Origin of the sequence: Rhodococcus sp. NPDC057529 (genome assembly GCF_042802055.1) — a bacterium.
Taxonomy (GTDB): domain Bacteria; phylum Actinomycetota; class Actinomycetes; order Mycobacteriales; family Mycobacteriaceae; genus Rhodococcus_F.
In genome coordinates, this window is the sequence record NZ_JBHVEY010000034.1 from 14,696 (window position 1) to 40,365 (window position 25,670).

The 25,670-nt window shown below is 69.5% G+C and carries 23 protein-coding genes, 1 pseudogene and 1 riboswitch; of the genes and pseudogenes, 14 read left to right on the forward strand and 10 right to left on the reverse strand.

Going from position 1 to position 25,670, the window contains the following annotated elements; translation table 11 throughout:
* The first annotated feature begins 40 nt into the window (after positions 1 to 40).
* Positions 41 to 136: riboswitch (TPP riboswitch) on the forward strand.
* The 4 genes from ACFU5V_RS39290 to ACFU5V_RS39305 all read left to right on the forward strand — a co-directional run bounded on the left by ACFU5V_RS39290 (position 130) and on the right by ACFU5V_RS39305 (position 3,481).
* Positions 130 to 852 (forward strand): TenA family protein, encoded by a 723-nt coding sequence (locus ACFU5V_RS39290; RefSeq protein WP_378706371.1) that lies wholly within the window; start codon positions 130 to 132, stop codon positions 850 to 852. (Overlaps the previous riboswitch by 7 nt.)
* Positions 837 to 1,877 (forward strand): ABC transporter substrate-binding protein, encoded by a 1,041-nt coding sequence (locus tag ACFU5V_RS39295; protein WP_378706373.1) that lies wholly within the window; start codon positions 837 to 839, stop codon positions 1,875 to 1,877. Before ACFU5V_RS39290 ends, ACFU5V_RS39295 begins: the two co-directional genes overlap by 16 nt.
* Complete coding sequence (locus tag ACFU5V_RS39300) at positions 1,855 to 2,676, forward strand: ABC transporter permease (protein ID WP_276139944.1); 822 nt, start codon at positions 1,855 to 1,857, stop codon at positions 2,674 to 2,676. The genes ACFU5V_RS39295 and ACFU5V_RS39300 overlap by 23 nt, the downstream gene beginning before the upstream one ends.
* A complete protein-coding gene (locus tag ACFU5V_RS39305; protein WP_378706375.1) occupies positions 2,669 to 3,481 on the forward strand; it encodes an ABC transporter ATP-binding protein in 813 nt (270 codons plus the stop codon). Before ACFU5V_RS39300 ends, ACFU5V_RS39305 begins: the two co-directional genes overlap by 8 nt.
* A 13-nt stretch (positions 3,482 to 3,494) precedes the next feature.
* On the opposite strand, the gene ACFU5V_RS39310 is transcribed toward ACFU5V_RS39305, so the two are convergent.
* Positions 3,495 to 4,853 carry a wax ester/triacylglycerol synthase family O-acyltransferase gene (locus ACFU5V_RS39310; protein WP_378706377.1) on the reverse strand — a complete coding sequence of 453 codons (1,359 nt, stop codon included), beginning with the start codon at positions 4,851 to 4,853 and terminating at the stop codon, positions 3,495 to 3,497.
* 178 nt (positions 4,854 to 5,031) lie between these two features.
* On the opposite strand from ACFU5V_RS39310, the gene ACFU5V_RS39315 reads away from it, so the two are divergent.
* Entirely contained in the window at positions 5,032 to 6,021 is a 990-nt protein-coding gene (locus ACFU5V_RS39315; protein WP_378706379.1) for an alpha/beta hydrolase, read from the forward strand.
* Positions 6,022 to 6,031: 10 nt separating this feature from the next.
* Here the strand turns inward: ACFU5V_RS39315 and ACFU5V_RS39320 are convergent, their stop codons facing one another.
* The 4 genes from ACFU5V_RS39320 to ACFU5V_RS39335 form a co-directional block, all read right to left on the reverse strand.
* Complete coding sequence (locus ACFU5V_RS39320; protein ID WP_095865769.1) at positions 6,032 to 6,376, reverse strand: ferredoxin family protein; 345 nt, start codon at positions 6,374 to 6,376, stop codon at positions 6,032 to 6,034.
* Entirely contained in the window at positions 6,373 to 7,950 is a 1,578-nt protein-coding gene (locus ACFU5V_RS39325) for an FAD-binding protein (RefSeq protein WP_378706381.1), read from the reverse strand. The genes ACFU5V_RS39320 and ACFU5V_RS39325 overlap by 4 nt, the downstream gene beginning before the upstream one ends.
* 401 nt (positions 7,951 to 8,351) lie before the next feature.
* Positions 8,352 to 8,783, reverse strand: a complete 432-nt coding sequence (locus tag ACFU5V_RS39330; RefSeq protein WP_378706383.1) for a hypothetical protein — start codon at positions 8,781 to 8,783, stop codon at positions 8,352 to 8,354.
* A gap of 19 nt (positions 8,784 to 8,802) precedes the next feature.
* A complete protein-coding gene (locus tag ACFU5V_RS39335) occupies positions 8,803 to 10,014 on the reverse strand; it encodes an MFS transporter (protein WP_378706385.1) in 1,212 nt (403 codons plus the stop codon).
* 123 nt (positions 10,015 to 10,137) lie between these two features.
* Here ACFU5V_RS39335 and ACFU5V_RS39340 point away from each other — a divergent pair, with 123 nt between their 5' ends.
* The 5 genes from ACFU5V_RS39340 to ACFU5V_RS39360 all read left to right on the forward strand — a co-directional run bounded on the left by ACFU5V_RS39340 (position 10,138) and on the right by ACFU5V_RS39360 (position 16,074).
* Positions 10,138 to 11,043, forward strand: a complete 906-nt coding sequence (locus ACFU5V_RS39340) for a hypothetical protein (RefSeq protein ID WP_378706387.1) — start codon at positions 10,138 to 10,140, stop codon at positions 11,041 to 11,043.
* Positions 11,044 to 11,057: 14 nt separating this feature from the next.
* Positions 11,058 to 11,720, forward strand: coding sequence for an ESX secretion-associated protein EspG (locus ACFU5V_RS39345; RefSeq protein WP_378706389.1), 663 nt, complete (start codon positions 11,058 to 11,060; stop codon positions 11,718 to 11,720).
* A 70-nt stretch (positions 11,721 to 11,790) separates the two neighbouring features.
* Complete coding sequence (locus tag ACFU5V_RS39350; protein WP_378706391.1) at positions 11,791 to 13,125, forward strand: hypothetical protein; 1,335 nt, start codon at positions 11,791 to 11,793, stop codon at positions 13,123 to 13,125.
* A 139-nt stretch (positions 13,126 to 13,264) separates the two neighbouring features.
* Positions 13,265 to 14,611: a hypothetical protein gene (locus ACFU5V_RS39355; protein ID WP_378706393.1), complete on the forward strand. Its 1,347-nt coding sequence runs from the start codon at positions 13,265 to 13,267 to the stop codon at positions 14,609 to 14,611.
* Positions 14,612 to 14,616: 5 nt separating this feature from the next.
* Positions 14,617 to 16,074 (forward strand): PQQ-binding-like beta-propeller repeat protein, encoded by a 1,458-nt coding sequence (locus tag ACFU5V_RS39360; protein ID WP_378706395.1) that lies wholly within the window; start codon positions 14,617 to 14,619, stop codon positions 16,072 to 16,074.
* A 15-nt stretch (positions 16,075 to 16,089) separates the two neighbouring features.
* On the opposite strand, the gene ACFU5V_RS39365 is transcribed toward ACFU5V_RS39360, so the two are convergent.
* The 3 genes from ACFU5V_RS39365 to ACFU5V_RS39375 all read right to left on the reverse strand — a co-directional run bounded on the left by ACFU5V_RS39365 (position 16,090) and on the right by ACFU5V_RS39375 (position 21,905).
* Positions 16,090 to 17,211 carry a methyltransferase gene (locus ACFU5V_RS39365; RefSeq protein WP_378706397.1) on the reverse strand — a complete coding sequence of 374 codons (1,122 nt, stop codon included), beginning with the start codon at positions 17,209 to 17,211 and terminating at the stop codon, positions 16,090 to 16,092.
* 80 nt (positions 17,212 to 17,291) lie between these two features.
* Positions 17,292 to 18,386: a Glu/Leu/Phe/Val dehydrogenase dimerization domain-containing protein gene (locus tag ACFU5V_RS39370; RefSeq protein WP_378441361.1), complete on the reverse strand. Its 1,095-nt coding sequence runs from the start codon at positions 18,384 to 18,386 to the stop codon at positions 17,292 to 17,294.
* 6 nt (positions 18,387 to 18,392) lie between these two features.
* The gene (locus ACFU5V_RS39375; protein WP_378706399.1) at positions 18,393 to 21,905 is read right to left on the reverse strand and encodes an indolepyruvate ferredoxin oxidoreductase family protein; all 3,513 of its coding nucleotides are present in this window, start codon (positions 21,903 to 21,905) and stop codon (positions 18,393 to 18,395) included.
* 137 nt (positions 21,906 to 22,042) lie between these two features.
* Between ACFU5V_RS39375 and ACFU5V_RS39380 the strand changes: the two genes are divergently transcribed.
* Positions 22,043 to 22,555, forward strand: a complete 513-nt coding sequence (locus ACFU5V_RS39380; RefSeq protein ID WP_072945874.1) for an Lrp/AsnC family transcriptional regulator — start codon at positions 22,043 to 22,045, stop codon at positions 22,553 to 22,555.
* A 23-nt stretch (positions 22,556 to 22,578) separates the two neighbouring features.
* Complete coding sequence (locus tag ACFU5V_RS39385) at positions 22,579 to 23,040, forward strand: 6,7-dimethyl-8-ribityllumazine synthase (protein WP_378441366.1); 462 nt, start codon at positions 22,579 to 22,581, stop codon at positions 23,038 to 23,040.
* Positions 23,041 to 23,121: 81 nt separating this feature from the next.
* Here the strand turns inward: ACFU5V_RS39385 and ACFU5V_RS39390 are convergent.
* Together ACFU5V_RS39390 and ACFU5V_RS39395 are read right to left on the reverse strand one after the other, a co-directional pair.
* Positions 23,122 to 23,367, reverse strand: a pseudogene (locus ACFU5V_RS39390) (PH domain-containing protein); the annotation flags it as partial.
* A 112-nt stretch (positions 23,368 to 23,479) separates the two neighbouring features.
* Positions 23,480 to 24,121, reverse strand: coding sequence for a restriction endonuclease (locus ACFU5V_RS39395; RefSeq protein ID WP_378441286.1), 642 nt, complete (start codon positions 24,119 to 24,121; stop codon positions 23,480 to 23,482).
* A 190-nt stretch (positions 24,122 to 24,311) separates the two neighbouring features.
* Between ACFU5V_RS39395 and ACFU5V_RS39400 the strand changes: the two genes are divergently transcribed.
* Positions 24,312 to 25,367: a 2,3-butanediol dehydrogenase gene (locus tag ACFU5V_RS39400; RefSeq protein ID WP_378706401.1), complete on the forward strand. Its 1,056-nt coding sequence runs from the start codon at positions 24,312 to 24,314 to the stop codon at positions 25,365 to 25,367.
* Positions 25,368 to 25,511: 144 nt separating this feature from the next.
* The gene (locus tag ACFU5V_RS39405; protein ID WP_378706404.1) at positions 25,512 to 25,664 is read left to right on the forward strand and encodes a hypothetical protein; all 153 of its coding nucleotides are present in this window, start codon (positions 25,512 to 25,514) and stop codon (positions 25,662 to 25,664) included.
* Positions 25,665 to 25,670: the final 6 nt, after the last annotated feature.

Here is a 25,670-nt window from a genome sequence, read left to right on the forward strand (position 1 = left end):
GGCCTTTCCGTTCGCGGCACGGCCGGTGCTAGGGTCGGCTTGTTCTGACACGGGGTGCTCCGCACGGGCGGGGCTGAGAACACACCCGGGAACCTGCTCAGGTAATGCTGACGAAGGGATGTCAACGTTGTGAATAGCTCTGTCCAAGGTGCTGCGGGCGCAGGCCGGCACGCCCGATTCACGGACCACTTGTGGGACCGGACCAAGGTGCTGCGCGAGGCGATCGACGAACTCGAGTTCCTGCGCCGCCTCGGCGACGGAACGCTGCCGCTGGACGTGTTCCGCACGTATATCGAGCAGGATTTCCTGTATCTGACCGGGTACGCGAAGGCCCTGTCCCTGGTCGCCGCGCATGCGCCGGGCCCCGTCGAGGCCGGCTTCTGGGCAGGCTCGGCGGCCGAGGCCGCGACGGTCGAGGCGACGTTGCACCAGAACCTGCTGACCAGCGGACGGCTCCCCGCGTCGGACGCCGAACCGCAGCATTCGCAGGCCTGCCTCGGGTACATCTCCTACCTGACGGCGGTCGCCGCCACCGAGCCGTACGCGGTGTCCGCCGCCGCGGTGCTGCCGTGTTTCTGGATCTACGCGGACGTGGGACGCAGGCTCGCGGCGAGCGCCCGGGACGTGCTGGCTGCCGATCCGTCGCACCCGTACGCACAGTGGGTGACCACGTACGACGCGGAGGAGTTCCACGCCGCCGTCGCGAAGGCCCGCGAACTCGTGGACGCCGCCGCGGACGCCGCGACCGAAGCCCAGCGCGAAGAGATGGTGGAGGCGTTCACGATCGCCAGCCGCTACGAACTCATGTTCTGGGACACAGCACTCAACAAGCAGGAATGGCCGGCGTCGTGACTCTCTTCTCCCGTACCAAGCGCGCGGCCACCGCAGCCGTCATCCTCGTCTCGGCCCTGTCGATGCTCACCGGCTGCGCCGGAAACTCGCAGTCCGACGACACCATCCGGTTCGCACTCGACTGGACGCCGAACACCAACCACACCGGCCTGTTCGTCGCCCAGCAGGAGGGCTGGTTCGCGGACGCCGGACTCGACGTGCAGGTGCTGCCGTACAACGACACCTCACCCGACACCCTCGTCGACGCCGGCAACGCGGAGTTCGGCGTGAGCTTCCAGAGTTCCGCGACGTTCTCGAAGGCCGCGGGCGCCCAGACCACGTCGGTCATGGCCCCGCTGCAGCACTGGGCGACGGGTATCGCGGTGAAGGCGGATCGCGCCGACATCACCCGCCCCCGGGATCTCGACGGCAAGATCTACGCCGGTTTCGCGGACCCCGACGGCGAGGAGACCCTGAAGCAGATCATCCGGAACGACGGCGGCAAGGGCGAATTCACCACCGTCACGCTCGGCACGTCGGCCTACGAGGCCGTGTACTCCGGCACCGCCGACTTCACCGTGTCGTTCTTCGGCTGGGAGGGCATCGAGGCCGAGCACCGGGGCACCCCGATGCGCTACTTCCACTACACCGACTACGGCTTCCCGGACGCGTACGCACTCGTCATCGAGGGCAACGAGCAGTGGATGGACGAGCATCCCGAGCAGGCCCGCAAGTTCGTCCAGGCCCTGCAGCGCGGCTACCAGTTCGCCGCCGACCGGCCGGACGAGGCCGCGCAGATGTTGATCGACGCCAATCCCGGCGCGTTCACGGACGAGTCCCTCGTGCGGGAGAGCCAGCAGATGCTGTCCTCCGAGTACATGAAGGACGCTTCCGGAAAGGTCGGGACCCAGACGGCCGAGCAGTGGGCGGGGTACTCCGGTTTCCTGTTCCAGCACGGCCTGCTCACCGGCCCCGACGGGGCACCGCTGACCACGGAACCCGACTGGTCGACGTATTTCACCAATGAGTACCTCGCTCAGCCCTGACCCGACCGTCCGGACCCCGGCCCCGGGCACGTCCCCGCTGCTGCGGCGGGTGCTGCCTGCGGTCGTGGTCGTGGCACTGCTCGTCGTCGCGTGGCAGGTGTACGTGACGGTCAGCGGTATCCGGCCGCAGGTGCTGCCGTCGCCGCTGCGGGTCGTGCAGCAGGGCTGGCGGGCGCGGGACGCCATCTCCGGTCACGCCTCCGCGACACTGCAGGTGACGCTGATCGGGTTCGCCGTGTCCCTGCTCTGCGCGTGGGCTCTCGCCGTGCTCGTGGACTTCTCGCCGTGGCTGCGACGCGCATTCGTTCCGCTGTTCGTCGTGTCGCAGACGCTGCCGATCATCGCGATCGCGCCGTTGATGATCATCTGGTTCGGATTCGGTCTGCTGCCGAAGGTCCTCGTGATCGCCCTCGCCACGTTCTTCCCGATGACGATCGGCCTGATCGAGGGTTTCGCCGCCGCCGACCGGGAAGCGGGTGCGCTGTTGCGCAGCATGGGTGCCTCCCGGTGGCAGGAGTTCCGCTACGTGCGTCTGCCGTCGGCGATCCCCCGGTTCTTCACCGCCCTGCGCATCGGCATCACGTACGCCGTGGTGGGCGCCGTGTTCGCCGAATACGTCGGGGCCACGTCCGGTCTCGGCATCTACATGGCCACGCAGAAGAACTCCTTCCGCACCGACCTCGTGCTGGCGGCGGTGCTCGTGACCGCCGTGATCAGCGTCAGCCTCTACCTGCTCACGTTCGCGGTCGAACGCGTCGTCGCCCCTTGGATCAAGAACGAAAGGGCCCGGCATGAGTGAGACCGCGCGCGTCGCACTGTCCGGACTGAGCAAGGGATTCCCCGTCCGCGGCGGCATCCGTCCCGTCCTCGACAACGTCTCGTTCACCGTCGAACCGGGCGAGTTCGTGTCGGTGATCGGCCCCAGCGGGTGCGGGAAGAGCACCGCGTTCGCCATGCTCGCCGGACTCGACCAACCGGACACCGGCACCGTCACGATCGGCGGCGAGTCCGTGCGTCCCGCGGGCAGTGGCCCGTCGAAATGCGCATACATGCCGCAGAAGGACCTGCTGTTCCCGTGGCGCAGCGTCCTCGACAACACCACCCTCGGGCTGGAGGTGCAGGGCGTGCCCCGGAAGCAGGCGCGGGAGAAAGCCCGGGAACTGTTCTCCGTCTTCGGTCTCGGCGGGTTCGAGGACGCCCGCCCCAGCCAGCTGTCCGGCGGGATGCGGCAACGCGCCGCGATGCTGCGGACCGTCGTCCAGGACCGTCCGGTGCTGCTGCTCGACGAGCCGTTCGGCGCCCTGGATTCGTTGACCCGCACCGAGATGCAGACCTGGTTGCAGGACGTGTGGCAGCGCTACCGCTGGACCGTCCTGATGATCACCCACGACATCCGGGAGGCCGTCTACCTGTCGGACCGGGTGGTCGTGCTGTCCGCCCGGCCCGCCACCGTGCGCCGCGAGGTGACGGTGGGTCTGCCCCGCCCCCGCGAACTGTCGATGATGACGTCACCCGAATTCGCGGACGTCGAACACGAACTGCTCGGCGTGCTGCACGAGGAATCACGGCGGGCCCTCGTCGAGCAGGAGTCGGGCAGACGCTGAAACCCGCGGCGGCTCAGAGCAGGGCGGCTTCCAGTTCGCCGAGCGCGGCCTCGAGGTAGTACAGGATGCGTTGCAGGCTCGGCACCGAGCGGCGGCACCCGATGACACCGAAATCGAGGTTGTCGCCGTTGGTGGTGAGCGTGATGTTCAGCGCCTGCCCGTCCAGCACCACCGACGTCGGGTAGATGCCGTCCAGCCGGGACCCGTTCCAGTACATGGTCTTCCGCGGTCCCGGGACGTTGGAGATGATCACGTTGAACGGCGGCGGCGTGAAGCGGACGAACCCCGGCACCGGGGTCAGGGCGATCGGTGACATGTTGACCGCGGACCACGCCAGCGCCTGAAGCGAGGTGAGACTGCCGAACAATTCCTTCCCCTGCGACATGGACGCGGAGATCGCTGTCAGGCGTTCGGCCGGGTCGTCGACGTCCGTCGCGAGGTTGCACAGGGTCACCCCCACCGCGTTGCCCCCGGCGTCGGCCTTCTGCTCGTCGCGCAGCGACACCGGAACCATCGCGATCAGCGGTTCGTCCGGCAGTGCGTTCTGCTCCTCGAGGTAACCCCGCAACGCCCCGGCGCACATGGCCATCACGACGTCGTTGACACTGGCCCCGGCCGCCTTCCGCACGGCATGGATCCGGTCGAGCGGCCAGGACTGCGCGGCGAACCGGCGCGCGCCACCGATCGGGACGTTGAGCATGGTGCGGGGCGCCTCGTACGGAAACCGCATGTCGTGCTGACCCATCGCGGTGCGGGCGATGCGCAGCGACGCCGGCGCGAGACCGGCCACGTCGCCGACCGTGCGACGGACCCCGTTCACCACCGACCACAGGTCGGGGGCGGCAACTCCGTTCGCCGACGCCGACCGCGGCAGGTTCCACGGCGGCGGCGCGTCGCGCACGTCCGGGTCGGTCGAGAGCGTCCGCATCAGCAGGCGCAGCCCGGAGACCCCGTCCATCAGCGAGTGGTGCAGCTTGGTGTAGATGGCGAACCTGCCATCGGAGAGGCCCTCGATCAGATACATCTCCCACAGCGGGCGATGACGGTCCAGGAGGGTGCCGTGCAACCGGGACGTCAGCGTCAGCAATTCCCGGACCCGGTACGGCGACGGCAGGGCCGAATGACGCACGTGGTATTCGAGATCGACGTCCGACTCGTCGGCCCACCACAGGTTCCCGAGACTGCCGACGGGGCCCGCCGGCTTCTTGCGGAACGTGGGGTCGACGTCCGTGTGCTTCAGCAGTGTTTCGTGCATCGACTTCACGTAGTCGGGACCGGCATCCTCCGGCGGTGTGAACAATTCGAGCGATCCGACATGCATCGGATGCTCTCGCGATTCGCCGAGAAGGAATATCGAATCGGTAACCGGCATGATCCCCACCTGGACGTTCACCCCCGCTCGGTCACTATCCCATTACGACTTCCGCCTGGATGCTACGTCGGGCGTAGCGTCCGTGCGACCTACTTCGATGTAGTCCACACGGCGCACCGAGGTGGCAAACCTGAAGGCAGCACGTCGGAGGGCACCGAGGCCGGAACGGAGGCAGACAATGAGCACTGCGACTTACGAATTCTGCCCGTCACCGCTCCCGGTGACCCGGCGGGAGTTCGCCGGAACCAGCCTGCAGTCGGCGGCCCTCGCCCACACCCTCCGCCGCACGGTCCGGCCGTTCCTCGACGGGTGGGCGCGCTACCCGGAACTGCCGTGGCCCACCGGAGTCGTCGACCTGTTCGGGTACTCGCTCGGCCCCATCCGCGGAACCCAGCGCAGGCCCGTCCGGCTGCCGCACTGCCGCGCCGAATGGATCCGGCCTCCGGGCGAGCTCGGCGACCGGGCGATCCTCTACCTCCACGGCGGGGCGTTCCTGTGCTGCGGGATCAACTCGCACCGCCAGATGGTGTCCCGGATCTCGGCGGAGTCCCAGGCGTCGACGCTGAACGTCGCGTACCGGATGATCCCGCGGAACCCCATCCGGGCGGCCGTCGAGGACGGCGTCGACGGGTACCGATGGCTGCTCGCGCACGGCTACACCTCGGACCGCATCGTCGTCGCCGGCGACTCGGCGGGCGGATTCCTCACGTTCATGGTGACGCTCGAAGCGCTGCGTCAGGGGCTGCCGCGTCCCGCCGCCGACGTCGCACTGTCGCCGCTCACCGACCTCGACCCGGTGAACAAGCTGGCCCATCCCAACGCCGACCTCTGCGCCGTCTTCCCCACACGCGCGGTCGGTGCCCTGTCCAGGCTGATCGAACGCCTGGACACCCGGGGCGGGCACGAGCCGTCCACGTCCCCCGTGGACGGCTCCCTCGCCTCCATGCCGCCTGCCCTGATCCAGACCGGCTCGCAGGAAATGGTGTACGTCGACGCGGAACTGATGTCCGAGCGGCTGTCCCAGGCAGGTGTGCCGTGCGAACTGCAGGTGTGGGAGCGGCAGGTGCACGTCTTCCAGGCCGCCGCCGGACTGCTCCCCGAAGGCACCCGCGCCATCCGCGAGATCGGCCGGTTCATCCGCAGGGCCACCCCCGTGAGTACTTGTTAACCGCCGGCGGTTAGGAAGTACTCACGGGTGCGAACAGGTGGTTTCGGTCGAGCGTGGAACCCGGCGTGCGACCGCCGCCCCACCCGATCACCGCGCGGTAGGCGCCCAGCGCCCCGGACTCCGCCAACGCGTCGGCGTCGGTGTGGGTCGAGTCCTCGGGAACCGGGGTGTCGAACGGCGCGACGTACAGCGCGTCGGTGGGACAATTCGCCTCACACATGAAGCACGTCTGACAGTCCTCCTGATGCGCGACGACGGGAACCCCGTCCTCGCCCCGGCGGAACACGTCCGTCGGGCAGACCTTGATGCAGATGTCGCACTGCACGCACCGGTCGGCGAGGACGACCTCGATCACGACGCCACCGTCCTGTTTTCGGCGGTGCCGTGTTCCGGCCGCACCCACACCTCGTCGAGCCCGCCCGACAACAGGCGACGCGTCTGCGCCGGATTGGTGTCGGGCAGGTCCGTGCGCACGTGCATGCCCCGGGTCTCGGTCCGCGCCAGCGCCGAGTGGGTCGCCCACCGGGCCGCGGCGAGCATCGCGGCGGCCGAACGTGCCTGCAGCAGTTCCCGTTCGCTCCCGCCGAGCAGATCGGCGGCACCCGACCAGGCTTCGTCGAGCGCGGTCACGCTGTCCTGCAGGCTCGCCGCGCTGCGCCGGTAGCTGCGCCGCAGCGGCAGGGTGTGCTCCTGAACCAGTCCGACGATGGCGCGCGACGCCTGCCGCCGGGCGGACGGGCCGCGCAGACCGGCCGTTCCCGCGCCGCGCACTCCGTCGGGGACGCGACGCCCCCGCGCGAACCGGGCGGCACCCACGCCCGCCCACGTTCCCGAGGAGATCGCCCAGGCCCCGTTGTGGCTGCCTCCGCCGCTGCGGCCACCGGTGATCAACTCGCGGGTGGCGGCATCGCCGGCCGCGAACAGGCCGGGAACGTCACTGGCGCAGTCGGTGCCGGTGATCCGGATGCCTCCGGTTCCGCGCACCGTGCCCTCCAGCACCGCCCGCACGGGATATTTCTGGGTGAACGGGTCGATGCCCGCCTTGTCCAGCGGCAGAAAGTAATTCGGTTGCGACGTGCGCATGGCCGCGCGGATGTCGGGCCGGGCCCGGTCCAGCCGCGCGTACACCGGGCGCCCGGTGGCGAGGTGCGCCATCGCCGCGCCGCGTGCGGAGGAGCCGCCGTCCCCGAGCGACTGACCGTCCGCGTCGTAGTACGTCGCAAACTGCATCATCAACCCCTTGGTGTGCCCGCTCCACGCGGGCGCCAGCGCGTAGGCGGTGGAGAATTCCATGCCGGAGAACGACGCCCCGACCTCGGCGGCCATCAGGAGTCCGTCGCCGGTGTCGACGTTCGTTCCGAAACTCCCCGACAGGAACGCGCAGCCGCCGGTCGCCACGACCACGGCCCCGGCGCGCACCGACCACGGCGCGTACCCGTTCTGCCGTTGCAGACCGGCGGCGCCGGACACGATGCCGTCGCCGGTGGTGAGCAGTTCCAAGGCGGGGCTGTGGTCGAGGATGGTGACCCCGGCCCGGTGCACGCGCCTGCGCATCCGTCGCATGTACTCGGGCCCCTGCAGGCTGGTGCGCACCTCCCGGCCGTCGTCGCCGGACGGAAACCGGTAGCCGGAATCGGCCAGTTCGTCCACCCGGCGGTGGGTCTCCTCGAGCACCCGGTACATCCAGGCCGGTTCGGACAGCCGGCCGCCGTCCTCGAAGCGGGCTTGCACCGACCGTTCGCGGGCGGGGCCGGGCGGGACGTTCCACAGGTTGTTGCCACCCGACGCGGTGGGACCGCTGGTTCCGCAGTACCCCTTGTCGGCGAGCACCACCCGGGCACCCTCCCGGGCAGCGGACAGTGCCGCCCAGGTGGCGGCGGGTCCGCCGCCGAGGACTAGGACGTCGGCGACGATCTCGAGTGCGCTCACGACGCGAACAGCATCGCCGACGCGGCGACGGCCGCCCCGGCTCGTTCGGACAGCGGGCGGCGGCGGAACAATCTGTCGAGCAGAGACATCGTTACCCCCGGTCGGAGCGGTATGGACACCGCTCGATCGTCGGCTCGCGACCTCATCCGGGCAAGGGTTCTCGTCAGCGTGCGCCGAACCCCGACAGCCGCCTGGCAACCTTCGAGCGAACCCCTCCCGGGCGACTCGTCTGCCGACACGTGCACCAGCCGGGGGCAACGCCCTCTATGGTGGACGCATTTGCACGCCGACGACGGGTAAAGCATGGACGACAGGACTGTAGCGATCGGGGCGCTTGCGATTGCCACCGTTTCGGCGGTCTCCGGGCTGATGATCGGCGCCGCGGGCGGCGCGTTCGGCAGTCACGGACCGGCAGTCGTGCCACCACCGCTGTCGTCGGAGGGTTTGCAGGCCGCGGGACCGTACAGCGCCGAACCGGCGACGTTCCAGGTGTTCGTCCCGCCGACCCCCACGTGGCAGATGGCGGAGCTGACCACCCCGCGGGTCGTCACGCTCCCCACCGAACCGGCGCCGGTGACCACCGGGCCGCCGCCCGCGCCCTCGACGACCCCCGCACCGCCTCCTCCGCCGACGGTCCGGACGACGCTCGCGCCGCCTCCGCCTCCCCCTCCGCCTCCACCGACGATCAGCCTCGCCCCGGTCACCACGCCCGTGACCCGGCCCCCGGTCGTCACGACGACCGAGGCGACTGTTCCGCCGCAGGCCGCCGTGCCGCCGACCACCACCACCACGACGACGACGCGTCCGGTGATCACGATCCCGCCGGTCACCACCAGGCCACGAGGCTGACGCTCAGGCCCGTCTGCGCGCGATCAGTTGCGCGACGGCCACCCCGGCACCCAGCGCGGCGACCAGCGCGCTGAAGACGATCCCGGCGGCCCGTAGGTCGGTGAACCGCGCGAGCACACCGACACCGACCGCGGGAACGGCCAGCATCACGTAGATCCCGGCGAAGAATGCCGAGGACACTCCGCCGCGGAGTTGCGGTTCGACCCGTTCCACGGTGGTGGCGAGCGACGCGTTGAGGCACAGTCCTCCGGCGACGCCGAGCACCACCGCGGACGCGAGCAGCGGCGCGAGCACGATGTTCGCCAGCGCGAGCGCCAGCAGCCCGGCGGCGGGGATCAATCCGAGGCACCCGGCGAGCATCGCGATGGCCGTCGACATCCGGCGTGCGAGGAGTTGGCCGGCGGCCATGAACAGGAACGTCAGGAACACGACGAGCCCGGCCGTGGAGTGGTTCGTCGTCCCCAGGTATCTCGTCAGGAACAGCGCCGACACGGCGGTGAGGACGCCGGTCACCGCGAACGCCGTTCCGGCCGCGAGCACCGCGGTGACGAAGGCGCCGCGGATCGACGCCGGAACCCGCAGGCGGCGGGGCCGGATGCGCCACGTCGGCCGGGTGGCCGGCGCCGGCGCGAAGATCCACAGCCCGGCGACGGCGACGGCGGCGAGCACGAGGTTCACCGCGTACGGAATGGTCAGCGGACTCGACGTGACGTCGGCGATCACCCCCGCGCTGAGAGTGCCCAATCCGAGGCCGCCGGTGTTCACCGCGACCGCGAGCATTCCGCCGACCGCCTTCCGATCGGGTGGGAACAGGTCGATCACCGCGGCGGTGCCCGTGCCGGTCATGAGGCCTGCGGACAGGCCGGAGATCACCCGGGCCACCACGAACACGGGAAGCGTCGACGGCAGCAGGAACAGCACGGCGCTGACCGCGGCGAGGGCGACAGCGAAAAAGAGCACCGGGCGCCGGCCGACGTCGTCGGACAGCCGCCCGAACACGGCGAGCGCGGCCACGACCCCGACCGCGTACACGGCGAACAGGATCGTGACGGTGAGGGGGCTGAACGCCAGTTCCTGCGCATAGATCGAATACAGCGGGGTGGGCAGTGTCGTTCCCATCATCGTGACGAGGAACGCGAACGCGGTCGCTCCGATGGCGAGGGTGGGTGACCGGCCGGTGCGCGTCGTGGACGCTGCGGGCGAGAACGCGTGCATGGTCTCGAGCCTCTCGGAGTCGAGGAGCGGTGACAAGTCGGATGTGGGAGTCGGTAAGGTGGCTTCCCGCCGGATTGGGGGGTCCACTCCGGGACCGAGAGTGTCCAGCAGCGGAGGTCGGGGATGAACGGCGGGGAGAATTTTCGATCGGGCGTCTGGGATCACCGCGCCATCAGTAGCGCTGTTGACGCGCTGAGACCCGCCGAGTCCGAGGCGGTCGCCGCGTCCTGGGACGACCTCGGTAGGCGATTCCAGGAGTCGGTCACCGCGTTCCACGACGCGACGCGGGCCGCGGTCGGCGCCGGCTGGCACGCACAGTCGGCGACGGCGGTGGTGTCGGCACTCGACGACTACGCCGCCCGGGCCGGGCAGATCGGCGGCCGGTTCACCGACGTGGGGGATGCGCTGCGGCACGCGAGCGCCGGCGGCGAAGCGGTGCGCGGCGCAGTCGGCCCGCCCCGGGACCACCCGGCCGACTGGACCCGGGTTCTACCCGGCAACTGGACCGCGGAAGCCGACGCCGACGCCGCGGAACAGGACGCGAAGGCCGCCATGGACACCCTGTACGCGTCGGCGCATCGGGTTGCCGACGAGCGACTCCCCACCGAGGGTCTTGCCGCGACGCACGCTGCGGCGACGGCCCACGCGCAGCCGGCGGGCTTCGACATCGGACCGAACGGCGTGCACGGCATACCCAGCGATCAGCAGGTGGCCGAACCCGAATCGGAACCCAGCGCGGACTCCGGGCCCCGCGAGAGTGACCAGGTCCCGCCGCAGGCCGCGCAGGCCGCTCCCGGTTCGATCCCCGGTGCGGCGCTGGCCGGGGCCGTCGGCAGCGGGGTGGCGCAGTACGCGCACGGCATCGTGGCCGCGCACCGGGCGCCCGCCCCCGAACGGCCCGGCAGTGTGGCCCTGCCCGCCGAAAGCGAGGACGAGGAGGAACCGCCGACCTACCTCGAAAGCATCGACGAGGAAAGCGAACTCGTCGGGAAACTGCCCCTCGTCACGCCCGCGGTGATCGGCGAATAGTCGTGGGGCACTGGGTGTTGAGCGGTCCGCAGTTCTCGGCGTCGTGGGCGCGGACCGGCCAGGACCGCATTCCGTATCCGTTCACGGTCACGAGTGCGCTGGCCACCGCCGACGAGTACGAGGCCGAGCAGCGCCGGATCCGCGCCGCCTTCTCCGGACCGGAACACGACCCGCTCGCGTCGGCGCTGCTGGTGCTCGCCGAACCCGACCTCCGGATCGAAGTCTCCGGGTCGGAGGGCGCCACGCCGATCCGCCTGATCGGGGCGCTCGCGCGCGGGCACGGGATCGCGGCGGTGCAGCATCCGGGCGGCGAGGTGGTGATCCGCAGCTGTGAACCGTACGACGTCGGGCGGCAGCTGATCGCGCAGCTTCCCGACACCGACGCGGGCAGGCAACGCGGCATCGTGGTCGACCGGGCGGCCGCCGCGCACCGGCAGGCGGAGGTCGCCCGGATCCTCGACCGCCCGTCGACGGGCCAGGGGGTCGTCACCGTCGTCCGCGGCGCGCGGCACTCGCCGCGCCCCGTCGGCGGTCTGGCGTGGCGCGACATCGACGGCGACGGAAGATACCTCGTGTGGGGCGACACCGCGGTCGCGGTGGAACCGGGCACGTCGTGGGACCTCCTCGACGCCGTCACCCAGCTGACCGGACCGATCGCGGCCGGTCACCCCGTCTGAGCGCCGCACCCCCTGCTGCGCTGCGGTGTCGGCGATCGCCGCTACCGTATACAGCGGAAGTAGGTGACCTGTGGCCGACCCGGACGGAGCTGACATGCAGGACTTCGATCTGGATTCGAGCGTGAACCGCGACTGGGCGGAGTTCCAGCGGCGCCTCGCGGACTATCTGGCGGCGATGCAGGACGAGGACCTTCTGGTGCTCGAATCGGGATTCGAGGAGCTCGACGTAACCCAGGGGCTGATGCCGTGCATCCAGTTCGTGGTGTGGGACGGCGACACGGTGCGCTGCGAGGTGCCGTCGAACCACTACCTGCACCCCGACCGCGCGCTGACCGAGGCCGAGCAGACGTACCTCACCGAACTGGGCTGGAACCGTCCGACCCGCGGCCCGGACGACGAACCCGACGACGGCTCCCCCGCGTTCTACGTGGACAAGAAACTGTCGTGGTCGGATCAGCTGGCCGCGATGGCGGTGGCCGCGTTCCGCGACGTCTGGGGAATCACGCATCCCGCGTTCCTGAGCACCGAGACGTCGAGCACCGACCCCGCGGCGACGTTCGACCCCGTTGCGGTGCGGCCGCCGCTGGTCGCGCAACTCGACCCCGCGGCCGCCGTCGTTCCGCGCGACGTCGAACACCTGCACGAGCTGATCACGCTCTCGTTGGTGCCGATGCTCGGGCTGCTGCCCGAACGCGACCCCGACGGCGACGTCCCGATCCGGATGGGCAACACCATCCTGTTCGTCGGGCCGCTCGCCGACAGCGTCGACGTGCAACTGTTCGCGCCGCTGGTGCACGACATCAGCGACCGCACCCGGGCGGCCGAGGTCACCGCCGACCTCAACCGCACCTGGTCGCGGATCAAGTTCGTGCTGGTCGACGACCGGTTGTCGGCGTTCCTGGAGGTGTCGGGCAACCCGTTCGTCCCCCAGCACCTCACGGACAGCTGCAAGTCGTTCGCCGATTTCCTGCGCACCGTCGACAGCGACTTCGCGGCGCGGTTCGGCGGCGAACTGTTCTTCAACCGGGACTCCGGCCCCGACGAGGACACCGAACCAGTGTCGGCGCCCCGCACCGGGAACGGGACTTCGGCGACCGAACTGCCGAAGGAACTCCAGACGCTGTTCCATCTCGATCCCGGGTGCGGTGGCGACACCGATCCGGCCGTCGTCGCCGACGTGTGCGGTCACGACCGCGACCGGATCCTCGCACTCCTCGACACCGGCACCGCGTGGGTGTCCCGACTGCGGGACACGGACGACGCGTCGGTCGAGCACTGGGAGCGCGTCGTCCGCACACTGCGCAACGCCCTCCGGACCGTCGTACTGCCGCCGCCGGAGAACGCTCCCGACACCACACCGCGGCCCGAGCAGATGGGACTGTTCAACAACCCCGAGGAGCCGTAGGCGCTCCGCGCCCGTGCGCGGTTAACGAGTCCAGGGACTCGTCAACCACTCACGGGCGTAACACTCCTCACAATCGTGACGAATAGGACTTCGGATGCTCCTTCGTTCGGAGTGAGCGCCTGCGACAGGGGTGGGTCACGTGAGCGACGGGGTGGACAGGCGCAAGGACCGCTGGACGACGGGCCTGGTCGTGGTGTCGATCATGGCGAGCGGGGTGATCGTCGCGGGACTGCTCGATTCCGGATCCGGCCCGGCCACCGTCGAGGACGCTGCCGCGGTTCCGTCGTACGTCACGCCGGCGGTCGAGTACCCCGTCGACATTCCCGGGTGCGCGGCGGTGGAACCACCCTCCGAGGGAGAGACTTTCGGCGTCACCATTTTCGGGGAACAGAGTTACGACAACCCGCGCTACCCGTGGTTCTCGGCGCTGAAGGCGTCGTCGATGACCGCGGCGGTCCTCGACGCGCTGCCCGAGGACGTGGAGATCCCCTTCGTCAGTCCGACGGAGTCGCTGCTGTTCGAACCGATTCCGGTGTACGACCAGGCCGAGGTACCGGACTTCGAGGACGATTTCGGCGGCGTCACCAGCGCCCGGGGACCCCTGGTCCGGGACTCGGTTCCCGGTTCGCTGTGGATGTCGGTCAGCAAGGCGGACAAGCCGGTTCCGCCGTGCGTGGCCGGGGAACTCGACCGCCGCACCACGCTGCCCGACGGCACGGTTCTGGATGCGGACGACACGTGGACTGAGTACAACGGCCGCCGCACACTGTCCCGGAGTGTCGCCGGCTACTTCCCGGACGGCACCTGGATCCACGCCAACGCGACCGACGAGAATTTCACCGAGGCCGACCCGGTCGGCAAGCACAGCGGAACTGTCCCGCTCACGCTCGACGATCTCACCACCATCGTGCTGCGCCCCGAACTGCGGGTGAGCACACCCGTTCCACCGGGCACCCCGCCTCCCCCGACTGCCTGCGGTTCCGGGATCGGCTCCGAGGACGAGGGATCGGCATTGACCCGCGACGATCTGGACCGGCTCAATTCCGTCCTCGACGCCGCCTGGCGTGATCGGACCATCGCGCTGTCGAAACCACTCGGGTCCCTGCAACTGGCCGAATACAGCGACAACTCGGTGTGCGAGAGCGTCGACGTCACCACCCCGGGATCGGAGGGCACCCTGAAAATCTCGATCGAGGGCGGCCACAGCATTCCGGCCGAACCCGACAAGTACGACCCGTCCTACGACCCGCAGGCCGCGAAGGCCACCCGACTGCCCGACGGTTCGGTGCTGGAGCGGCAGGACGGGTACACCACGGCGGCCTCCGGGCCCGGAGTGCCCGCCGTCGACGAGGCCGGTCGTTACGTGACGCTGACGCGGCCGTCGGGCACGCAGGTCTCGGTCAGCTCGACCACCGTCTCCCCCGCGACCCCACTCCCCTACGAGGTTCTCGAATCCCTGGCCACGACACCCGGACTGGAGCTGTAGCCGACATGGGCCTCGACAAGAGCACCCGAAACCTGTGGGCCGCAGCCCTCGTGGCGGCCGTGACCGTCGCCGGCGCCGTCACCACCGTGATCGTGCACGAGCCGACGCCGCAGCAGGAGGTGAACATCCCCGGGCTGTCCGGATTCAGCACAAATCCCGACACCCCGGATGCGTCGCCCGACGCACCGGCCGCCGAGTGGTCGCTGGATGCGGCCGCCACCTACGACCGGCAGTTCGCCGTCTTCCGCAACCCGGTGTACGGCAGCGGATTCGACTCGGGCGAGCCTGGATTCGTCGACGCCGGCGACACGCTGGTCACCATGATCGGGCTGGTGAACCAGCAGACGTCGGGACTGGACGAGACAACACTGGTCGGCGTGGACGCCGACACCGGGTCGGTACGCTGGCAGACGCCGATCGAATCGCTGGGCGGATGCGCCGACACTCTCGCCGTCGGGCGGATGGTCTGCTACACGACGCCCTACGAGGAGGCGCCGACCATCCTGGCGGTCGACACCGAGAACGGTTACGTCACCCGCACCCCGACCGACTGGACGATCCTCGCGATGACCGCCTCCGACGACTGGTTGTACGTGATGGAGGGCGACCCGGAATCCGACGACATCCGGGTGCACGGCGGCATCCCTGCCGACCCCGATGCCCGCTGGTCCCAGCGGTTCGACCTCGGCGCCGCGTGGGAGGACGCGTTCGGCGGCCACCTGATGAGCACCGATCACGGGCAGGGGGTGCTCGAACTCGGCGGCGAGGTCGCAGGATTCGACCTCGCGACGGGAAGCCCGACGTTCACGCGGACGCTCCCCGATTGCACGCAGTCGGCCCGGGCAACCGAGGGTGGCGTGGTCGTCCGCGTCCACAGCGACTGCAACCTCGGCAAAGTGCTGGGCTCGGAGGCCGTCGACCGCACCGGTCGCGTCCTCGCGACGTCGGAGGTGGAGGCGGTGCACACCCTCGCCCTCGATCGCCCCACCGACGCGACGATTCCGATGCTGCTCGGCGACGCCGCCTACGATCGCGCGACGGGCGAACTGTTGTGGACGAGCACGGATCTCGTGTCGACGCCGCGAGTCGACACGCCGGAGTCGTACGGCCCCAACACCACGCAGGGCACCGCCGTAGCCGTGCTGGGCGACGTGGTGTTGCTACGCGACTACGAGGGCAAGACGGAAACCGCACTCGACCTGCGGTCCGGGGAACGGTTGTGGCACCGGGACTCCGACTCGCACGGCACCGTCGTCGCCGCGGACGACGACACCGCGGTCACACTGGAATCCGACGTCCTGCACGCCCTGGACGTCCGTTCGGGCGAGGAACTGTGGGTGCTGCCCCTGCACACCGTGATCGACGACGACTCGTGGGACAGCACCCCCGTCGTCGCGGCGTCCGATACGCGCCTGGTGTACATGACGTCGGGGTCGATGGTCGGGCTGGGTTCGGCGAAGTGAGTCGCCATGTGCCCGTCAGTCCTGCGCGCCCAGCCGCCACAACGACGTCACTTCCCGCTTGCGGGCGGCGTGCAGCGCATCGGAGCGGTCGGCGACCTTGCCGTGCCGGGGCGCCACGTCCCGCCGCCCGAGAACGGTGAGGCCGGCGTCGTCGATCAGGGTCAGCAAGTCCTCGCGGGTCCGCAGTCCGAGGTGCTCGGCGATGTCGGACAGGATGAGCCAGCCCTCTCCCCTGGGTTCGAGGTGCTCGGCCAGTCCGGCGAGGAATCCGCGGAGCATCCGACTGTCCGGGTCGTAGATCGCGTACTCGATCGGTGAGGTGGGCCGGGCCGGGATCCACGGCGGGTTGCACACGACCAGCGGTGCCCGGCCGTCGGGGAACAGATCCGTTTCCACCACCTGCACCCCATCGGCGTAGCCCAGCCGGTCCAGATTCGCCCGCGCGCAGGCCAGCGCGTTCGCGTCGAGTTCGGTCGCGATCACCTTCTCGACACCGCGGTGCGCGAGGACGGCCGCCAGCACACCGGTGCCGGTGCCGATGTCGAATGCCTTCGCGAGCGAGGGCAGCGGGGTGTCGGCGACGAGGTCGACGTATTCGCCGCGAATCGGTGAGAACACCCCGTAGCCGGGGTGGATGCGCGCGCCGAGGGCGGGGATCTCGACGCCCTTCTTCTGCCACTCGTAGGCGCCGATCGCGCCGAGCAGATCCCGCAGCGTGGTGACCGTCGGCTGATCCGTCGGTCCGTACGCCGCGAGCGCCGCCTGCCGCACGTCGGGGGCGCGGCGCAACGGGACGGTCTGGTCGGCGTCGAACGGCACCAGCAGCATCCCGAGGATCCGCGCCCGCCGCGACTGCGTCTGCCGGTGCAGATGGAACGCGGTGGCCGGGTCCGTGGACGTCTTGCGGGCCTTGCGGTCTGTGCGGGCGGCGACGGCGGTACCGAGCTGGCGGGCGTTGTGGAAATCGCCGCGCCACAGCAGCGCCGTCCCCTCACACGCCAGACGGTAGGCCTCGTCGGCGGTCATCGAGTCGTCGGCGACCCTGATCTTCTTCGGGGGCGCCGCCCCGCTGGTGGACCGCCACACCGCCGAACGCTCGGTGCCGTCCTCGGTCCAGCGGACGAACTCGGTTTCCATGAGGGAGAGCCTAGGCCTACGGCCCGTGAGTGGTTAACGAGTGCAGGGACTCGTTAACCACTCACGGGCGGCGGAGCCGCCTACTTCGCTGCCGCGATCCGGGCCTCGGCGACGGCGTCGGCTGCGGCGCCGGCGAGGATGCCGTCCCGCTTCGCGACGTCGAGGATCTGCACGACGGTGGCGAAGATCTTCTCGACCTGTGCGCGGACGTCGTCGGCGGACGTTCCGAGTCGCTCACCGGCGACCTGGATGAGTCCGCCGCCGTTGGCGACGTAATCGGGGATCCAGGTGATGCCGCGGTCACCGAGATCGTGCTCGACGATCGGGTGGGCGAGCTGGTTGTTCGCGGCCCCGCAGATCACCTGGGCGGTGATCGCGGCGACGGATTCGTCTGTGAGGGTGGCGCCCATCGCACAGGGCGCGTAGACGTCGAGTTCCTGGTCGATGACGCTGGACGCGATCTTGACGTCGGGGAAGTCGCGGGCCACACGGTCGAGTGCGGCGACGTTGACGTCGGTGGCAACCACCGAGGCACCGTCGGCGAGCAGCAGCCTGATCAGCTGGTAGCCGACCTTCCCGACACCCTCGACCCCGACGACGCGGCCGGTGAGGCTCGGGGTGCCCCACTTCTCCTGTGCGCCGGCGCGCATGCCCTGGAAGACGCCGAGCGCGGTCATCGGGGCGCTGTCACCGGATCCGCCGGCGGCGGTGTTGCGTCCGACGACGTACTCGGTGGCGCGACCCATCACGTCGAGGTCGTCGGAGTTGGTGCCCACGTCGCCGGCCGTGATGTAGCGCCCGCCGAGCGTCTGCACGAAGCGGGCGTACGCCTCGAGCAGCGCCTCCGACTTTCCGGTGGCCGGGTCGCCGATGATGACGGCCTTGCCGCCGCCGAGGTCGACTCCGGCGATCGCCGACTTGTAGGTCATGCCCCGCGACAGCCGCAGGACGTCCTTGAGGGCGGCGGCCTCGTCGGCGTAGGGGTAGAACCGGGTGCCGCCGAGCGCCGGTCCGAGGGTGGTGTCGTGGATCGCGACGATCGCCTTGAGTCCGGTGGCGGGGTCCTGGAAGAACGTCACCTGCTCGTGCGCGGTGTCGGTGGGGAAATCGGTCCGTTCGAACACTCCGGCGTTCTGGAGCGGTGCGGTGGCGTGACGTTCCGCGGTGAGAGTCATGTCTTCTCAGGACCTTTCCGAAGGGGTGGCGATGGTGATGGTGGAGGTGTCGACGCCGAGTTCGGCGAGACGCTGGAGGTAGACGGTGACGTTGCGCAGCTTGACGTCCTCGTAGCCCCGGACGAGGTCGGGAGTCGCGGCGATCAGCGTGGCGGTGTCGTAGGTGTCGGCGGTGAGGTCGGCGATCAGGTCGGCGACCGTGACCTCGTAGTGCGCGAGCAGTTGACGCTCGAGACGACGGACCTTGGCGTAGCCGAACGGGTCGAACGCGGTGCCGCGCAAAAACTTCGCCTTGGCGAGGGTCTTGAGCGCGACGTGGGAGCGGGGGCCGAATCCGATCTTGGTCTTACGGCCCATGGCCTTGAGGACCGGCGGGTGCAGCTTGTAGGTGAGCTTCCCCGCGCCGGGGACCTCACCGGCGGCCGCGTCGAGGAAGGCCTGATCGGTGAGCATCCGGGCCACTTCGTACTCGTCCTTGTAGGCGGTGAGCTTGTGCAGCCCGGCGGCGACGGCCTCGCTGAACTCGGTCCGGTCGCCCAGCTCACGCTCGGCGTCCCACGCCTGCTGCACGAGCGCGATGTAGCGGGCGGCGACGCGGTCACCCTGGAAGGCGACCAGGTTCGCGGCCCGGCGTTCGGTGAGCTCGCGCGTCGTGCCGTGGAGGGTGGACCCGGCGAACAGGTGGACCGGGACGACGGTGTCGCTGCGCTGCGGCACGGCCGCGGAACTGGTGGCGGCGAGGAAAGCTTCCCGATCGGCGACGGCGACGCGTCCCCAGTGGAACGCGGCCTTGTTGGACTCGACGGCAACCCCGTTGATCTCGAGGGCTTCCTCGATGAACCGGGCGGGGACGGGCAGCCCGCCGGCCTGGTAGGCGGCGCCGACCAGCAGGAAGTTGGCGGCGGCGGTGCTGCCGAACAGCGCGGTGGCGGCGGCGAGCCCGTCGATCGCGGTGAGTTCGCGGGCCGAGACGTCGAGACGCTCGAGCAGCTTGTCCTCGTCCGGGTAACGGACGGCGGGGTCGTAGACCATGTCGCCGGTCGGGGTCTGGCTCGTCGACGCGACGGTGATGGTGCGGTCGGAGCTGCCGAACCCGGCGTATTTGGCGTCGGCGGCGGTCAGCAGGTCGAACGCGAGGACGCAGTCGGCGGTGGCGGGGCTGATCCGGTTGGACGGCGCCGAGCTTCCCGACCGTGTCTTCTGGTCGCTGAGCCGCAGGTGCGACGTGACGGGTCCGGCCTTCTGGCTGAGACCGGTCTGGTCGAGTCCCTCGACGTGCAGCCCGGCACGCAGTGCGGCCATGCCGAGCACCTGGTTGACGGTGACGATGCCGGTACCACCGACACCGGCCATGAACAGGTTGTGGGTTCCGGTCCACACGGCGGGATCAGGGTCGCCGACCTCCGGCGGAACCGGGATCTCGCGCAACGTCTTCGGCGCGCCCTCTTCGGGCAGTTCGACCGTCACGAACGACGGGCAGTCGCCCTCGAGGCAGGAGTAGTCGGTGTTGCAGCTGGTCTGGTCGATCTTGGTCTTGCGGCCGAACTCGGTGTCGACGGGCTGCACGGACAGGCAGTTCGACTTGACGCCGCAGTCGCCGCAGCCCTCGCAGACGGCCTCGTTGATGACGACGCGGGTGCGGCGGGCGGGCAGCTTACCGCGCTTGCGCTTGCGGCGGGCCTCGGCGGCGCACTGCTGATCGAAGATGAGGACGGTGACGCCCTCGATGTCGCGCAGGACGCGTTGTGCCTCGTCGAGGCGGGTGCGGTCCCACAGCAGCGTGTTGGCGGCGAAGTGGGCACCCTTGTGCCGCTTCGGGTCCTCGGCGCAGACGATGATCTGCTTGACGCCCTCGGACGCCAGCTTGTGGGTCAGCTGCGGCACGGTCAGCCCGGCCTCGGCGTCCTGGGCGCCGGTCATCGCGACGGCCGAGTTGTAGAGCACCTTGTACGTGATGTTGACGCCGGCCGCGACGCACGCCTGCACGGCGAGCTGGCCGGAGTGGAAGTAGGTGCCGTCGCCGACGTTCTGGAACATGTGCTTGACGTCGCTGAACGGGGCCTGCCCGATCCACTGCGCGCCCTCGCCGCCCATCTGGGTGAGCATGGTGACGGCACTGTCGGTGCGGCCGGACATGGTGACCAGGGTGTGGCAGCCGATGCCGCCGCCCGCGATCGATCCCTCGGGCACCGCGGTGGAGCGGTTGTGCGGGCAGCCGGAGCAGAAGTACGGGGTCCGCGACGTCGGGAGGACGGTCAGCTCGAGGCGCGGCGGCGGGGCCGGGGTCAGCGCGACCCGGTCCTTCAGGACGCGGCGCAGCGGACCGGTGAGCCGGGCGGCGGTCAGTTCGCCGTCGACCGGGATCAGGTTCTTGCCCTGCGCGTTCTTCTTGCCCAGCACGGCGGGTGCACTGGCGCCGCCGTAGAGGATGTCCTTGAGCTGCGACTCGACGAAGGGCATCTTCTCCTCGACGACGAGGACCTGCTCGACGCCGTCGGCGAGTTCGCGAACCTTGTCGGCGCCCAGCGGGTAGGGCATGCCGACCCGGAGGATGCGGATGCCGGCGTCCTCGAGCTGGGAGTCGCCGAGCCCGAGGTCGAGCAGGGCCTGGCGCAGCGAGTCGTAGGCGGTGCCGACGGCGGCGATGCCCAGCCACGCGGTGCGCGGGTTCACCTCGATCGCGTCGATGTCGTTGGCGGCGTTGAACGCCTCGACCATCGCCCAGCGCGGGCCGTAGAGGTCGGCCTCGGCGTAGACGCTGTCGGGCGGGGACGCGAGCACGCGCTGCCGGTACGACCACGGCTTGCCGTTCCACTCGATCTCGGGGAGCACGATGTCGAGGCCGGCGAAGTCGCGGTCGAGGGTCCAGAGTCCGTCGGCGACGTCGGCGACGATCTTCATGCCCGACCAGCAGCCGGAGATCCGCGACAGCGCCACCCCGTAGAGGCCGAACGTGATGACCTCCTCGGCGTTGCGCGGGAAGAACACGGGCATGCCCATCGCGGCCATGGACCGTTCGCTGGCGCAGGGGATGGTGGAGGACTTGGCGTTGGGGTCGTCGCCGACGAGGACGAGGACGCCGCCGCGCGCATTGGCGCCGTACATCGCGGCGTGCCGGATGGAGTCGCTGGCGCGGTCGAGGCCGGGGCCCTTGCCGTACCAGACGCCGACGACGCCGTCGTGGGTGCGCTCGCCCTGCGGGAGGTCCACCTGGCTGCCCCAGACGGACGTCGCGGCGAGTTCCTCGTTCATGCCGGGCACGAACTTCACGTCGTGGTCGGTGCTCAGCGTGGGGATGGCGGCGATGGTGCGGTCGAGGCCGGCGAGGGGGCTGCCCTGGTAGCCGGAGACGAACGTCGCGACGTTCAGGCCCGCGCGGCGGTCGCGTTCGTGCTGCTCCACCAGCTGGCGGGCGATGGCCTGGACACCGGTCATCAACACCGGACCCGAGTCGGCCCGGTATCGGTCGGCGAGATCAAAGGATGCTGCACTGGTGCGAGCGTCGTCTAGCTGAGTCATTGCGATTCCCGATCCGTCGCGTTGAGCATTTCGTGAGCTTGATCCTGTATCTGCTCTATGATTTGGTCAACGCAAATCGGATCAACTGATCAGTTCACGCAATAGGTGACGGTGGTCACTTCCCGGAGGTACCCAAAGTGCTCAGCATCGACAAGCTCGACGTGCAGTTGCTCGGACTGCTCGGCCAGGACTCACGCATGAGCGTGGCCGAACTCGCCAACTCGCTGGGCGTCGCCCGCAACACCGTGCAGTCCCGGATGAAGCGCATGGAGACCAGCGGGCTGCTCACCGGCTTCCGCCCCAACCTCGACCTCGCCGAGGTCGGCATTCCCATCCAGGCGTTCGTCGGGCTCGAACTCGAACAGGGCAAGCTGACCGCCGTCGGCAACCGCCTCGTCGACCTGCCGGAGGTCATCGAGATCCACGCCACCACCGGCCGGGAGGACCTGCTGGTGCGGGTGGCCACGTCCACGCACGCGGAACTGCAGAAGTTGCTGGAGAAGATCGCGAACCTGCCCGGCATCACCCATTCGACGACCACCATCGCGCTGACGAGCCCGCTGCCGTACCGGATTCAGCCGCTGCTCGAGCACCTCACCGACGACTCCGGGTGGGGCCGGTCGACGGCACTGCCCCGTTCACACCGCTAGGACCGGTGCAGTAGTTTCAGACCATGAGTGAGAGTCAGGGACGAATCGCGTTCATCCAGGCCACGTGGCACCGCAACATCGTCGACCGCGCACGCGACGGCTTCACCGACGAGGTGACCACGCTGGGCTATTCGAAGGACGACCTGGACTTCTTCGAGGTGCCGGGCGCGTTCGAGATCCCGCTGCACGCACGCCGCCTCGCCCTCACCGGGCGTTACGACGCCGTCGTCGCGGCCGCGCTCGTCGTGGACGGCGGCATCTACCGGCACGAGTTCGTCGCGACCGCGGTCATCGACGGCCTCATGCGGGTGCAACTCGACACGGACGTGCCGGTGTTCTCGGTTGTGCTGACCCCGCACCACTTCCACGAGCACGACGAGCACCTCACCTACTTCGGCGAGCACTTCGTCAAGAAGGGCGCCGAGGCCGCACGGGCCTGCGTCGCCACCGTCACATCGCTGAAGGCGCTGCCGACCGCGAACTGACTCGCCGCCCGAATCCGCAACGAGAACACCACCGCCGGTACACACCGGCGGTGGTGTTCTCGTATTTCCGGGTCGGGTGCGCTACCCGGCGACGAAATGCGACAGAATCGCCTGCACCTCGTAGATGTCCACCGACTTCGAGAACCGCTTCTGCAGCGGAACCGGATTGCCGGAGATCCAGATCTTCAATTCGGCGTCGAGATCGAAGTTCCCGGCGGTCTCCACCGCGAAATGCGTGATCGACTTGTACAGCACGCTGTGGTACTCGATCTTCTTTCCCGTGATTCCCTGCTTGTCGACGAGAATGAGCCGCCGGTTGGTGAACAGGAAGGCCCATCAGGCCGTTCATCAAGCCCATATTCATCTCCGCGATTCCACTCGAAATGTCGACAGTCACGCTGGCTGTCGTCGGCGGGAGCGAGATCGTTACGGCACCGAACTATCTGCGCACCGCGCTCCGGTGCTGAACGAAGAGGAGCCAGAACACCGGAGCGCCGACGACGGCGAGGATGGTCGCGAACACGCGGAGCCCGACGTTCCCTTCGCCGAAGGGGGCGACCATGAGGACGATCGTGCAGACGACGGCGCCGAGGAGTTGCCAGTGCGCGCCGAAGAAGCCGGCGACCATCGCCCATGCGTTGCGGGCGACGATGCGCGCGGGCGATTCGGGCTCTGGCGGGGGCGGCGGGGACGGGGCCACCGCAACCGTCGAGTTACGCGCGGCAGCCACCAGTTTCGGGGCGTGGACGCCGACCGGCGGGGTTTCGCCGTCGGGTTCGCACCGGAACAGGGCGATGCCGACCGTGTCCGCGTAGTCGACGGCTTCGTCGGTGTATCCGGGGCCGGAGAAGTACAGCAGTTTCCGGGCGTGACTCGTTCCGCGGGTGCCGTAGAGGTTCGCGAGGTCCGACTTCCCTGCGCTGCCACCTCGCCATTTCACCTGCGCGTACGCGCGCGACGAGTAGACGTCGATGCCGCCGTCCGCTCCGCCGAGTAGCGCTGTCGCGTCGCCGTAACCGAGCTTCTGCATCTGCTCGGCGGCGTTGATTTCAGCTTCAGCCGCCGTGCGTATGCGTGCCATGCCTCACTCCCCCAGATCGAACCAGTCATTCCCCTCGAAGATACCCGCGGATCCGGCCAAACCAGCTATCCGCCGGTGAACGTCACACAGTCGTCGTCGGATTGCAACGCACTGCAACCCTTCCCGGCCTCGTGGCGGCGTCGTACCGTTCGGCCCATCAGCACGTTCACAACGAGGTGAGGGCGGATTCATGAGAGCAGCGCGCTTCCACGGACGACGCGACATCCGGATCGACGACATCCCCGAACCGGAGGTGCGGCCGGGCGCCGTGAAACTCCGGGTCGGGTGGTGCGGCATCTGCGGCACCGACCTGCACGAGTACCTGGAGGGCCCGATCTTCATCTCCCCGCCGGGACATCCGCATCCGCTGTCGCACGAGAACGCGCCGGTGACGATGGGCCACGAGTTCTCCGGGACGGTGGAGGAGGTCGGTGAGGGCGTCACCGATGTCGCGGTGGGCGACAACGTGGTGGTGGAGCCGTACTTCGTGTGCAACGAGTGCGCGTCCTGCACGGCGGGCAACTATCACCTGTGTACGAAGATGGGTTTCATCGGATTGGCCGGTGGCGGAGGCGGACTCAGCGAGAAGGTGGTGGTCGACCGCCGGTGGGTGCACAAGATCGGCAACATCCCGCTCGACGAGGCGGCCCTGATCGAACCGCTCAGCGTCGCGCATCATGCGGTCGTCCGCAGCGGGGCCGAGGCCGGCGACGTCGCGCTGGTCGGCGGGGCCGGACCGATCGGACTCCTGGTCGCCGCGGTCCTGAAGGGTCTGGGCGTCACCACGATCGTCACCGAACTCAGTGACGCCCGGAAGCAGAAGGCGCTGTCCAGCGGGGTCGCCGATCACGTCGTCGACCCGTCCTTGGAGGACGTGAAGGCCCGGGTTCTCGAGTTGACCGGCGGCGTCGGCGCCGATCTCGGGTTCGAATGCGCGGGTGTGAACGCCGTCCTCGACACCATCCTCGACGCCGTCCGTCCCGCGGCCGTGGTGGTGAACGTGTCGATCTGGGGCAAACCCGCGACGGTCGACATGCAGAAACTCGTCCTCAAGGAGATCGACCTGCGCGGCACCATCGCCTACGTCCGCGATCACGAGGCGGTGATCGAGATGGTCCGCAGCGGGGTGATCGACCTGGCCCCGTTCATCACCGGCCGGATCGAACTCGACAACCTGGTGTCCGAGGGCCTCACCACGTTGATCGAGCACAACGACACGGCGGTGAAGATCCTGGTCCGGGCGTGAGCGCCGGTCGGCGTAATAGCTGACAGATAGCTGGATTGACGTGCACCGCGTCACATCAGGACCCCGCCGGGTTGCGGACGCAGGCTCCCGACGGTGTACTGGTGAGTAACCCTGCCCGGCTCGGCCTATCGCGAAGGTGCACAGATGACGGACGAACGGCCCGGCAAGAATCAGACCCGACCGGACAAGGCGACACGATCGACGCCGAAGGAGGAGACCGCGGACGTCTCCAAGACCGATCTCGCGGCCGTCGTCGACGCGCTCACGGCGACGAACGAGAAGAACTTCGACTTCTGAAACCCG